This is a genomic window from Chryseobacterium sp. MMO-72 (genome assembly GCF_037146035.1).
GTDB lineage: Bacteria > Bacteroidota > Bacteroidia > Flavobacteriales > Weeksellaceae > Chryseobacterium > Chryseobacterium indicum.
The window spans coordinates 15,770-27,407 of record NZ_JBBCWG010000026.1 but is presented as its reverse complement, the minus strand read 5'-3'; the positions used below and the strand labels follow the sequence as shown (position 1 = coordinate 27,407).

Annotated in this window: 14 protein-coding genes; 3 read left to right on the top strand and 11 right to left on the bottom strand. The window is 31.4% G+C overall.

All coding sequences use genetic code 11. The annotated features are described in order from the left end of the window. The 6 genes from WFH39_RS21290 to WFH39_RS20960 all read right to left on the bottom strand — a co-directional run. Positions 1–153: bacteriocin-like protein (locus tag WFH39_RS21290; RefSeq protein WP_442891795.1), on the bottom strand; the 153-nt coding region annotated here is incomplete at its 3' end. A 19-nt stretch (positions 154–172) separates the two neighbouring features. After that, a complete protein-coding gene (locus WFH39_RS21285; protein ID WP_431306835.1) occupies positions 173–352 on the bottom strand; it encodes a bacteriocin-like protein in 180 nt (59 codons plus the stop codon). A gap of 104 nt (positions 353–456) precedes the next feature. After that, positions 457–1,977: a thioredoxin domain-containing protein gene (locus WFH39_RS20975; protein ID WP_336691341.1), complete on the bottom strand. Its 1,521-nt coding sequence runs from the start codon at positions 1,975–1,977 to the stop codon at positions 457–459. 116 nt (positions 1,978–2,093) lie between these two features. Next, on the bottom strand, positions 2,094–2,321 hold the full coding sequence (locus tag WFH39_RS20970; protein WP_336691340.1) for a TlpA family protein disulfide reductase: 228 nt from the start codon (positions 2,319–2,321) through the stop codon (positions 2,094–2,096). After that, positions 2,321–3,259, bottom strand: a complete 939-nt coding sequence (locus WFH39_RS20965; RefSeq protein WP_336691339.1) for a hypothetical protein — start codon at positions 3,257–3,259, stop codon at positions 2,321–2,323. Before WFH39_RS20965 ends, WFH39_RS20970 begins: the two co-directional genes overlap by 1 nt. 50 nt (positions 3,260–3,309) lie before the next feature. Continuing rightward, entirely contained in the window at positions 3,310–3,501 is a 192-nt protein-coding gene (locus WFH39_RS20960) for a hypothetical protein (protein ID WP_336691338.1), read from the bottom strand. Positions 3,502–3,757: 256 nt separating this feature from the next. Here WFH39_RS20960 and WFH39_RS20955 point away from each other — a divergent pair, with 256 nt between their 5' ends. Then, positions 3,758–4,144 carry a helix-turn-helix domain-containing protein gene (locus tag WFH39_RS20955; protein ID WP_336691337.1) on the top strand — a complete coding sequence of 129 codons (387 nt, stop codon included), beginning with the start codon at positions 3,758–3,760 and terminating at the stop codon, positions 4,142–4,144. A gap of 421 nt (positions 4,145–4,565) precedes the next feature. Here the strand turns inward: WFH39_RS20955 and WFH39_RS20950 are convergent, their stop codons facing one another. The 4 genes from WFH39_RS20950 to WFH39_RS20935 form a co-directional block, all read right to left on the bottom strand. Continuing rightward, on the bottom strand, positions 4,566–5,525 hold the full coding sequence (locus WFH39_RS20950; protein ID WP_336691336.1) for a DUF3810 domain-containing protein: 960 nt from the start codon (positions 5,523–5,525) through the stop codon (positions 4,566–4,568). Between the two features lie 91 nt (positions 5,526–5,616). Next, the gene (locus tag WFH39_RS20945) at positions 5,617–7,062 is read right to left on the bottom strand and encodes a sugar MFS transporter (RefSeq protein ID WP_214588497.1); all 1,446 of its coding nucleotides are present in this window, start codon (positions 7,060–7,062) and stop codon (positions 5,617–5,619) included. Positions 7,063–7,103: 41 nt separating this feature from the next. Beyond that, positions 7,104–7,832, bottom strand: a complete 729-nt coding sequence (locus WFH39_RS20940) for a lysophospholipid acyltransferase family protein (protein WP_250902089.1) — start codon at positions 7,830–7,832, stop codon at positions 7,104–7,106. 3 nt (positions 7,833–7,835) lie between these two features. Continuing rightward, positions 7,836–8,294: a GtrA family protein gene (locus WFH39_RS20935; RefSeq protein WP_336691335.1), complete on the bottom strand. Its 459-nt coding sequence runs from the start codon at positions 8,292–8,294 to the stop codon at positions 7,836–7,838. Positions 8,295–8,527: 233 nt separating this feature from the next. On the opposite strand from WFH39_RS20935, the gene WFH39_RS20930 reads away from it, so the two are divergent. Then, positions 8,528–8,794 (top strand): hypothetical protein, encoded by a 267-nt coding sequence (locus WFH39_RS20930; protein ID WP_087710611.1) that lies wholly within the window; start codon positions 8,528–8,530, stop codon positions 8,792–8,794. Between the two features lie 115 nt (positions 8,795–8,909). Here the strand turns inward: WFH39_RS20930 and WFH39_RS20925 are convergent, their stop codons facing one another. Then, on the bottom strand, positions 8,910–9,278 hold the full coding sequence (locus tag WFH39_RS20925) for a helix-turn-helix domain-containing protein (protein ID WP_336691334.1): 369 nt from the start codon (positions 9,276–9,278) through the stop codon (positions 8,910–8,912). Positions 9,279–9,437: 159 nt separating this feature from the next. On the opposite strand from WFH39_RS20925, the gene WFH39_RS20920 reads away from it, so the two are divergent. Beyond that, positions 9,438–11,366, top strand: coding sequence for a hypothetical protein (locus WFH39_RS20920; RefSeq protein ID WP_336691333.1), 1,929 nt, complete (start codon positions 9,438–9,440; stop codon positions 11,364–11,366). Positions 11,367–11,638: the final 272 nt, after the last annotated feature.

The window sequence follows — 11,638 nt, the reverse complement described above, 5'->3', positions numbered from 1 at the left end:
GACGCATTGCCCATCAACACGACATCCAAAGGCATCAGTTCCGCTTAAACATGGAGTAAGCCCTCTGGAGTTACAAAACTTTGTATGTTCTTGTGTATATCCTCCTTTTACAGATTTTAGATTTTCTCTTGAAAGTTTTTTTAGATTTTTCATTTTTAATTATTAGTTAAGATTAATAACAATATCTATTACAATAGCGAATGCAAAATCCTCCAGAGTCAGGATCATTTGTACATTCAGATTGCGAGATATAGCACTTTACAGAAGCAGCCTGTCCTTCAGCGCATTCTTTAGTAATTCCTCCTTTTACAGATTTCAAATTTTCTCTTGAAAGTTTTTTTAGATTTTTCATAGTATTAATAATTTGTAGATTTCCTACTCTTTTTAAGCTTTTCGGATTCCGCTTTAAATTTTTCCTAAATTAGTGAATTTTGTATTACGAAAATTAATTATTAATTATATTTCTTCGTCTTCAGATAATTCATCAATAAAATAGTAAATATCTTCACGATCATATTTATCTGGGAACTGATAGCCGTTGATCAAAATGATTGGTGTAAAATTTAATCCTGCATTTCTGTTTTCTTCAGACATTTCTACAAGCGGAGTCAGGTCTTCCTGAGTAGAAGTAATTCCTGCTTTTTGTCTTACTTTGTTTTCATCTTTATTTTCAAACCAATATTCTATAAGATGCAGAAACTCCTGTGATGATTTGTTTCTGTAGGTATACATGAAATCTGAAATCAGATTGGTGAATTTCTCATTCTTTTTATCCGGAGAATAATTAAATCTCATCTGTACAGAAATATCATTTGGATATTTTGTAAGTAAATTCTCTACAATTTTGTGAGCATCTTTACAAAATCCGCAATATGGATTTGAAACAATCGATAAGTGCAGTTTGGCATCTTTACTTCCTACAAAAAATGTTTCATTATCAGAAAATGTTACTTTTTCGTTTTCTAAAAGTTCTCTTTTGAAAAGTTCATAATTTCTTTTAAATCTTAAATTTTTTGCGTTTGATTTTTGTAGTGTTTCTTTTTCTTCAAGCGTGTTGTTCAGGTATAACACCATTGAAAACACAGCAATCCACAAAATAATACCAAGCAAAGCTGTTTTCAGATCAAAAGATATAAGCGGAAAAAGTAAAACACTGATTAAAATCTGAGCTGTTAAAACAGAAATAATTAAAAGACATACACGGCAGAAAGTTTTTTCAACAAAGCCCTGAACATACAATGAATAGCCGATTGCAATAACAGAAGCAAATGTAAAACCTTTAATAAGAAGTGAAGTTACAGGAAGAAATAATCCTAAAATGGTAAGACCAACAAAATAGATCAGGGAAAAATCTGAAAACTTAAGCCCTAAAATACTTGTTTTATCCTGAGTAATGATTTTGTTGCATGAATTTACAGCCTGATTTCCTGCGGTATCGCCACAAATACTTCCGATAACGGTAGAAGTATTTCCAAATTTCTGGTTAAAAAGCTCTAAAGAAATATAAACTCCAACCAGCGATAAAACGTTGAACACTGCTTCATACCATGCTAAATTAATTGCGGAATAAATTAGAACGACCGCAAAAATAACATAAATAAAAGGTTTATAACTCGTCACGGTTTTTTGCTCCACTTTATCTTTTTCAAAAAGTAAAACAAAATCTGTCGATTTTTTGTGCAGTTCTTCTTTATTTAACGTCTTTGCTTTATCTGAGTAAATAGAATATTGTGTGCCGTTTTTTTTAACGAGCGAAAACGAATTATCTACTATCGTAATAAACTCTTCAGGAAGTTCATCCCAATATTCTTTATCTAATTCGTAAGCATCATTACGTACGCCCATGAAATTTAACGTATCGCTGAAAGCCAGAGCAGAAGGATAATTTGGGTGTGAGTTGAACTGAAAAAGGAACTCCTGTTTGTCGAGTTTTAGATAGTTAATGAGTTTGTCCAATAGCATATTAATATTTTTCATTAAAAATAAGCAGATGTTTGAAAAAAACAAATACTTTTTTCATTTTAACGTGATTTATGTTTATTTTATTGCTTGTGAGTATATTATATTCGATTTTATAATGAATTTGAATCTTTTTACTTCTTATCATTGATAAAATCCAGCAAATCTTTCTCTGAGGATAGACCGACTGTAGACCTTAAAATCTTAGAATTGTTATCAAGAAGAACAGTATATGGAATCGCACCATTTAATCTGAAATGCATCTGAATTTTTTCATAGTTTGGATCTTTTCTATTGATGATGAATTGCTTCCAATCCATTTTTTCTTCATCACTTTGTACAGAAACAATAAGTATACTCATTATTTATAATAAAAATTATCAAGAATTGTTTTAAATTGTAATTCACTTTCTTTATTTGCAAAAGAAGCAATCTCTGAACATGGATAATATAATATAAAATCAGAGTTTGGTTTATTTAATATTTTTTTTGCCTTTTGTATATAGTTTAATAGCTCAACTTTTTCAGTTGATAAAAATTCTTCTTTTAGAAAGTAAGTTTCTTTTTTATACAATATTATTGGCACTAAATCAAAACTGTTAATTGTGAAGAATAAATCTTTTTCAAGATTAAAATTTTGCTTCTGATAATTAAAATAACTGTTTTCTCTCTTTGATTGATAACTGTGTCTCAGTAACACACTATAAGTAGGCAAAAATGAAAAAATTGTATCATTAGTAATATTAAGACCTACATTATCTTCTGTTATACCTTTATATTCTTTGTCTAATTTGAATAGAACTTTATCAATATTAGCAGTAAAATCATATATGTCAGGTATATTTTTTTCTTTTAATTGAACAAATTCTCCTTGATCAATATTTACTAACGAATCAATTTTCTTTTTTAATTTAACATTGATATTGTTTTTAATATTTAATTTTAAAATTTTTTTCCAATGATTTGTTTTCTTTAGTTCTTCAAATTTTTTTTGATTAAAAAAATTTATTTCAGCTCCCTTAGACAGAAATAATTTGGCCCATAAAAAAACTTGTTCCCAATTTTTTTCTTTATTTGCACAAATCAATGCGTTATATATATCTTTTCCATAAAGATTGTTAAATTCAGAACTTAGGTTATTATATTCTATTAAAGCTAAAGCATAGTCTTTTTCTAATATGGAATTTTCTGCTCGGTTTACATGTGTGTTATATTTTAAATTTCCTTGTGCAATTAATTTGGGAATTAATAATAGTAGGGCAATTACTAAAAAGATTTTTTTTAATATAATATTTTTCATGATTTTAAAAGTGACCGCCTGATAGAGGCGGTCGTTATTAGATTTCAAAATTAATTAAAGTCTGATGAGGGCGGACAGCTTTCTTCCCATTCAGTCATGGTTACTTTAAATCCTGTATATGTTGTCATTCCGTTTCCATCTATAGAATCTGCACCTCCACCTGTACATTGATCACCTGCTTTTACAAAAGCCATTTTCGAAGTTGAAAGACTTTTTTCAACTAATTTTTCTAATTTTTTCATAATAAGAGTGTTTTACTTTTAATTGAATACTTATTTTTTGCCATACAATCCATGACATAGGGTTTTACTGATCAGTTTTCATCTATATCTGTACATATATATAAATGAGTTTTTTTAAGCGCTTTATCAATATTGATTTTTCAAAGCTATGAAAAAGTATCTCACGATTAATGGATAAAAATTGCAATTTTCATGCAATTTTTTTTGCAGATTTTGCGTTTGATTTTTTATAAATTTGCAAAATAAACACAGAGGGATGATACAACAAAAACTAAAAGACCTTAGAAAACAAAGAAAACTATCTCAACAAACCATAGCAAAAATATTATCTACAGATCCTTCCAGCTATTCGCGTAAAGAAAATGGGAAATCGAAAATTTATGATGACGAATGGGAGAAACTGGCAAAAGCTCTGGATGTTTCTGTTGATGATATCAAAGAATCTGAGTTTTCAGAAATTGTTTTTAATGATAATTCAAGCTATAACGATGATTTTGGAAATCATAAGTCAAACTATAATATACTAAATTCTGTACTAAAAAACTTACAGGATTATATTTCTCTGCTTAAAAGAGATATAGAATTACTTAAAAAAGAAAATGAGATTTTAAAATCTCAGAAACAATTCAAAGATATTTTCTGATTGTATCTAGTCAAAAGTTGAGAAGCAAAAGATACTTCTCAATTTTTTTTATTTTGTGAATTGCTTTTTAAAGTGATAAAAGAAAGTGTTGTTAGTAAAATAACATCAGACACCATCTATTTTTAAGATCAAAAAGTTTAAATCTTGATTAATAAAGGAAAATTTAAAGAATATTAAGTTAAAATTTTGTGTGTTCTGTAGAAATTTATTCTGAATCCAAACAATTTTATATAAACTCATAAAAACTTAAAAATTCATAAAGTTTTCATAAAGTTTTTAAAAAAAGTAAAATTACTTTTGTATTTCTGAAAAATATCGTACTTTTACATCGCCTTGAATGAGGGAACAAGTCAAGGTAATAAATTTTTTTTCATCATTTGTGTTTTTAGAATCGTATCGCCTGATACGATTCTTTTATTTTTCAGATTTCTTCATAATTCAGCAGAAGATCAATAAAATAGGAGTAGGTAACTGATCCTTCCTGTTGATTGCTTTTCAGGAAAAGATTATTTGTAAAGCCGAAAATGTCGTCCAGCAATCCCTGATGTTTTAAGACAAAAGCCTTTTCATAAGCTCTGTCTTTTTTCATGGAAGCAGAATAATTCTTCAGAACAGATTTTACAAATTCAGGATCTTTATCTGCTATAAAATTCAGCAGGCTTTTTAAAGTGAAATATTCTGTGCTGTACCGAAGATCTGTATTTTCCGAATGAATCCCGATAAGATATCCCACAAAATTTGCTTCCTGCTCTCTTGCGAAACCAAGCTGATGCGAACTTTCATGAGCAGAAGTAAAAGGAATTAAACTGGGAGGTAGTTGTGAGTTATATTGTGCTTCCGCAGTGAACGGATTGTAATATCCCAGAATTCCGGTAAAATTCATGATGTTTTTAAATAAACTCGGCTTAAATGAATTAATTTCACAAGCTCTTTTATCTGAAATGTTTTTCGGAAGCTTTGTCTGCTGATAAAGAATTTCTTCCTGAACCGCTTTTAAATCTTTTATGATAAATATTCCGTTTTTATCTTCGGAAGTGAGTTTTCGGGTTTCCTTACATAGCGCAAGATATTTTAACGAAAGTAATTTGGCTTTTTCAACAGTAGGTTCTTTCTTTCTGGGAAGTTTCTCAATAACGGGAGTCTGAAAGTACAGCATCCCCCAAAATATCTGGTAACAAAAATAGAAGATGTTTATGCTCACTAACATTTTTAATAAAGAAGAATTTCTGCGTTTCTTTTTAAATGATGTAATAATACAATACAAAAGAAAAATTCCCAGCAAAATATAAAGCACATCTCCAAAGGAAAAAGGTATCCACGAAAAGATAATCTGATGAACTGCTTTCTGGATTTCAAATAAATTTTCAAAAAAAGAAATCATGATTGCAGATTTCGAGAAGGCATAAAACAAAAGAAATTGGGCAAGTAATAAACCTGCCCAAAACCTTTTTTTATATCGTATTTCTGTTTTCTTAGTGACCACTTCCTTTCGTGATTTTGTCAAGATCAATTCCCTGAGATTTCAATATTCCGCTTACTCTTACTGCATAGAAAGCAAGATAAGCAAAACAGATTACACCTACAATATAGCTGAAGTGAATATTCGTCATATCAGCAACATACCCCTGAATGAAACTTACAATTCCTCCTCCCATAATCATCATGATCAGGAAGCCTGAACCTTGGTTGGTGTGTTTTCCAAGCCCATTGATTGCAAGAGCAAAAATACACGGCCAAAGCGTAGAGCAGAATAAACCTACACTTGTAAAAGCGTATACGGAAACCATTCCGGAAGTAAACATTCCTATAAGTAATGCAGTGATTCCTGCAACCGAGAAGATCAAAAGCATTCTTGCCGGATTTCCTTTACTCATAATATCGCAGATAATCATCGCAATAATAATCAATCCGTAAACATAGAAATGAGACAGATCGTGCTTTGCAATGGCATTTACCAATAAGAACACACCAAATGCAAGATAAGGAGCTAAAAATCGTAAGATTTTTTTGAAACCTGCACTTACATCAAAAGCTTCAACCGCACCTGTCCAACGACCAATCATCAAAGAAGCCCAATATAAAGAAATATAAGGTGCCACGTCTTTCGTTTCAAAATTTAAACTTTTTTCCATATAGGCAGGAAGGTTAGAAGCGGTAGAAACTTCTACGCCTACATAAACGAAAATAGCAATCATTCCTAAAATTAACTGAGGATATTGAAAAGCAGATTTTCTGTGGTCTCCTTTTACCATATCATCTTTAGTTTCTGTATTCGTAGGTGTTATAGCGGGAAGCGAAGAAAATTTAAGCATGATTGCAACCAAAACAAAAGCTACCCCCAGAATAAGATAAGGAACTTTTACACTTTCAACACTTACATCATTATTCGCTGCTGCTGCAGATCCGAAAATAGCAAAAGATACAATGAGTGGACCGATCGTTGTCCCGAGATTATTAATTCCTCCTGCCATTGTTAATCTTTGAGAACCTGTTTCAGAAGGTCCGACTTCAATCGCTAAAGGATTGGCTACAATCTGCTGTAGCGAAAAGCCTAATCCCACAATAAATAATCCGGAAATCATTAAAGGGAAAGAATGCGTATTAGCAGCCGGATAGAACAGTAAAGTTCCCGCGGCGGAAATAAGCAGTCCTACTATAAGACCGTTTTTATAACCAATTTTATTTACCAAATCCTGCTTTAATCCCGCAGAGATCAGCATATAAATTAAAGAGCCGACTGTATATGCCACATAGAAGCATATCTGTACAAGCATACTTTCGGTTTGAGATAAATTAAAGGCTTTTTGAAAAACCGGGATCAAAATGTCATTACTTGCCGCCACAAATCCCCAGAAAAAAAATACAGTAACCAATGGGATAAATTGTCCCCAATTAGTTTGTTTAGAATAATTTGACATATTTGTTGAAAATTTCTGAAAACAAATATATATTATTTCTATTAATTATAGTGTTGTAAGAGTGTTTTTTTTATTGTCTCAAAAGAAGATAATTTAAGATCTCTTGGTGAATCTGACGGATCTAAGACACCGTTATAATATACTTTTGCTTTTCCGGGATAACCTTTTGAATTGTCAAATGGGAAAATTTCCTTTAATCCGATGAAAGTAAAAACGACGATAGGAGAGTTGTGTTTTGAAGAAAGTGTAAATGCACCATCCTTGAATTCATCCAGAATAATAGAAGTATCATCCGGAACACCGCCTTCAGGAAAAATAACAATGCTGTTTCCTTCTTCCATTTTTTCGGCACATCTACGGTAGACATCGGCTCGGCTTCTTGCACTTTTACGGTCTACCATTACACAGATTCTTTTATATATAGTACCGAAAATCGGAATTTTTACCAGTTCTTTTTTTCCTACAAAACAAATAGGGTGATCTGCACATAAAATGCACATGAGCATAATATCCATAATTGAAGTGTGATTGGATATGAAAACGTACTGTTGATTTTTGTCCAGTTTCTGATCAGAAAGTCTTGTCAGATCATATCGAAGCCCCATCCCGAAAAAAATACAGTAACTCCACCACCGTACAAACCGGTAAGCATATTTATAATGCTTTTTATTAAATGATAAAATATAAACAGGAATTCCGAAAAGGATGGTGAAGACAAATGCTAAAATCAGCATCCAGAATCTCCAGAGGTAATTTAAAACTTTCGTCACAGCCTATCCGTTAAAGATTACTTTTTTCTTGATGGAATAATTTAAAACCGAAACCAGAAGAATAGCCGCAATTTTACTGATCATTTCCGGACTTAGCGTATAAATAATCAAATCTATATTATCCTTAAATATATAACTGTAGAAAATCTGGAAAAAACCGAGACTTAATAAAGTCGAAATAAAAGAAACCATCATAAAATACACAAATTCTTTTCTTTTGGAATGTTTTCCTCTTTCAAAAACAAACCAGATGCTCAGGAAATAATTGGTGATGATTCCGCAGCTTGTAGAGAAAATATTACTCAGCGGATAATGGATTCCGTGGAAATTGGTTTCGCGCGGAAAGAACTGAGGAAGGGAAGTGCTGAAGAGTTTAAAACTCCCGATTTCCACAACCGCACTGAGTCCTCCTGCAATGATGAAGAACAAAACCTGTTTCTGACGTAGTATTAAATCTCTCATCCGATTTTTATGATATGCAAATTTATAATTATATGTTAAACCGATAAAAAAAGATGTTAAATATTTTTTTAGATTCAAAATTATTTCTAAATTTAATTTTCAGAATGATGTAAGCCTGACCTGATAATAAATTCATTTTCAACTATTTGTGTTGATGGTTTTTTCTATCTTGTAATGCGCGATTAGAAGCATACGATCAAAAAATTTTACGACCACATTTTAACAATATTTGTATGAAACGTCAAAACAAATACAGAAAATTCCAGCTTCAGCAGCAAAATATTGAAGCTCTTGAAAGAGAAAATTCACGCTTCAAACGTGTCTATTCCGAGTATGAAAATATGTCTAATGAACTATGGAATCTTGAAAATGCAACAGACGAACCTGTTCCCGATGACTTCATCAATGCCATGATTCTTCAGACCTCTTATCTGGAAGATGAAATTGAGGACTGGCTGATCCAGTTTAACGATAAAAAGACAACAGACATAAAACAATAACAATGCATCTGAAAAAAAATTACTGAAAGAGAGCTTTACGGAATTAGTGAGCTCTCTTTTTTATTTCAGTTAGTCTTCGCAATGTCATGCTGAAATTGTCGAAGCATCCGCAAACCTACTTACTTTTCAATACCTCAATCTCCGCTTTCAGATCCTTGATCTGCTGTTCATAAACTTCAATTAATTTTTTTGAAATCTCAGAATATTCGTAATAAATATTATCATTGTCGACAGCTTGATAACCCGTTCCATTTTCACGTATTTCCTGGTTAAAATTTTTTTGCGAATCAGTTTCCAGCAAATCATTCAATGGAGTTTCCAAGATCTTAGAAATATCCACAAGCCTTTCAACGGTTAGTTTTGTCTCTCCGGTTTCTATTTTACGGTAGGCTGAAGTACTCAGATCCAGATCATGAGCCATGTTCTCATAAGAGAAACCTTTTTTACTGCGGATCTCCGCTATTTTTTTGATAATCTTTTCCATATTAGTACTGATCTTTTTCGTAAAAGTAATAATTTTTCCGTAAAAGTGAGTTGTACATCAAGGTATTTATTTTAATATTGCAAAAAAAATATTAAATCAAAACACGATGAAAAAATCTTATTTCCTGATGCTTATTGCATTGGTGTTATTCTTATCGGGTTGTCGTACGAAAGTACGAATGAAGAATCCTCTTTAGCTGATAATAGTAATAAATTTCAATTATCTTCCAAGAGAATTTCTTTGGATGAAAGCAAACATAAGCTACAGCTTCTTCCTGAAATTTCAGAAGCCAAAACTATGCTGAAATCTATGAAGTCTAATGTTTCGGGAAAAGTAATAGATTACGGAAACGGAACCTCCATTGATACTAATGATGTAATCTACATCGAAAACGGACCGAATTACCATACCTACACCTTTAATATCATCAGGGAAAATGCACCAGCAAATGCTCCGTTAGAAAATCTGGTATTAAGTCCTCTTTCAGATGGTACATACAGGGAAATTCTGGTTTCTTATTATATTACAGATCAGGAAAAAGAGATCCTGAGATCCGGCGGAACAGTTGATACCAAAAATAAAGTAACGTATCAGTCTTTAGAAACCGGGAGCTTCCAAAGCGGAATAACTTCCAAAACGCAGGATTGCCATCTGGAAATTAATTTTTACTATACCGAATGCAGTGAAAATCTTCACAGCCATGGAGAACAGTATCCTAAATGTAAAGCAGACCAGCCTTCGGAACTGGTATATGTTATTACAGAAGTATGTACCGATACTTCAGGAGGTTCTGATAATCCTTGGGATCCTAATTTCCCCGATCTTCCCGGTAGCGGAGGAAGTAATGAAGACGGAGGATCTTCTACTCCATGCAATGGAAACGGAGTTCTTACAGGACCACAGACTCCCGCTTCGGGAATTGGGTATGATTCCGGTGACGGATGTACAGGAATTCCTACTTCTCCGAATATATCCAGTACTTTTTCGTTATATATAAACAGCCTCCCTCTGAATTTAAAGGATTTACTGACCAATCCTATGAATACTGACTTCTACAATGGGTTGAGTAACTATTTTTATGCAAATAACGGAAGTAATGACGCTAAAAAAATTATTGCATGGGCTGCACAATTTAAAATTGATAATATTACAATAACTTGGCAGGAGTTTGAGCCTATGTTAATGTTCTCTCAAAAATTTTTACAAGAGAACCCTGATACCCTTGCACCTAATGAAATTTTTCAAAGAATAAAAGCTTTGGATAACGCTTTAACCTTAAATCCTAATTTATTATTGGATATCCCTTGTAATAAAATAGATGATTGGAAACCAATTGCGGATCATCAAATACCGCAAAGTGTTAAAAATAAATTAAAGGATATTAATTCAAAAACACATTGGTATCAGGATGATTTGATTATACAAAACTTAGATAATGCAAAAGGAAAATCATTAAATATGGATTTATTTTCAGTTAAAATATCTAAGATGCCTAATAAGCCAGGGACTAGTGAGAAATTTACACATAAGGAATTTTTTGACTATTTTAGATTACATCTAAATGATTTTGCGGAGAAATTTACACCTGTTGTTGATACAGATTTAGGAGTTAATGATACTGCACTTTGGAATTCTACAAATCCTTTAAATGCATTGATAAGTATATATATACCTGTAATTGTAGGACATAATAATGGGACTGTTATATGTTCTGGGGTAACAAGTAATACGTGGGTATTTACAACAATTACAAGTCCATGGGATAGTGAACATCCAGTATCAGGTAACAGATTTTTCAGTTACTACATCAATCCAGGTGATAATGCTATGTATATTTATACAAGAGGATTAGATAGAGTTAATTTACCTATCTTTAATAATCTATCGGTAGATAGTAATCCTGCTTTTAATGGAGCTGATGAACTTTGGTCTGGTATGCAGGCAAAAATAAAAAAATTTGTAAAAGACCATGGAGGTACAGAAAATGATGCTACAATAATTTCTCCTGAAATATACAGACCAGATTGGGTAAAAGTAAAAGATTACTTTAAAGGAAATAAACCATTAAGTTCATTAGGATGCAAATAAAAGAAATGCTAAAAGTTACTTTATTAACTATTTTAGTGGTATTATGGGTGGTAATTTGTAATATACATTTTATTTTAATAAGGAGTTTGATAGATCTTTTTATAAATGTTTATTGGCTTTTTTATATCCTAATAACTCATTTCTTTATATATATCTTTTTTTATTTAATGATTATTTTTTATTTATTTAAAAATAAAATTATTAGACTTAATTATATTTTTGTACTTTTTTTTACAATTGCCTTTTATTTATCAGCAGAGTTTTTTACTGCG

Bases quoted from the DNA above. Each gene is read 5' to 3' on its own strand.
- WFH39_RS20935 (WP_336691335.1), bottom strand. From the start codon at position 8,294: ATGAGAGATTTAATACTACGTCAGAAACAGGTTTTGTTCTTCATCATT.
- WFH39_RS20930 (WP_087710611.1), top strand. From the start codon at position 8,528: ATGAAACGTCAAAACAAATACAGAAAATTCCAGCTTCAGCAGCAAAAT.
- WFH39_RS20965 (WP_336691339.1), bottom strand. From the start codon at position 3,259: ATGAAAAATATTATATTAAAAAAAATCTTTTTAGTAATTGCCCTACTA.
- WFH39_RS20925 (WP_336691334.1), bottom strand. From the start codon at position 9,278: ATGGAAAAGATTATCAAAAAAATAGCGGAGATCCGCAGTAAAAAAGGT.
- WFH39_RS20955 (WP_336691337.1), top strand. From the start codon at position 3,758: ATGATACAACAAAAACTAAAAGACCTTAGAAAACAAAGAAAACTATCT.
- WFH39_RS20945 (WP_214588497.1), bottom strand. From the start codon at position 7,062: ATGTCAAATTATTCTAAACAAACTAATTGGGGACAATTTATCCCATTG.
- WFH39_RS20975 (WP_336691341.1), bottom strand. From the start codon at position 1,977: ATGAAAAATATTAATATGCTATTGGACAAACTCATTAACTATCTAAAA.
- WFH39_RS20970 (WP_336691340.1), bottom strand. From the start codon at position 2,321: ATGAGTATACTTATTGTTTCTGTACAAAGTGATGAAGAAAAAATGGAT.
- WFH39_RS20960 (WP_336691338.1), bottom strand. From the start codon at position 3,501: ATGAAAAAATTAGAAAAATTAGTTGAAAAAAGTCTTTCAACTTCGAAA.
- WFH39_RS20950 (WP_336691336.1), bottom strand. From the start codon at position 5,525: ATGATTTCTTTTTTTGAAAATTTATTTGAAATCCAGAAAGCAGTTCAT.
- WFH39_RS21285 (WP_431306835.1), bottom strand. From the start codon at position 352: ATGAAAAATCTAAAAAAACTTTCAAGAGAAAATTTGAAATCTGTAAAA.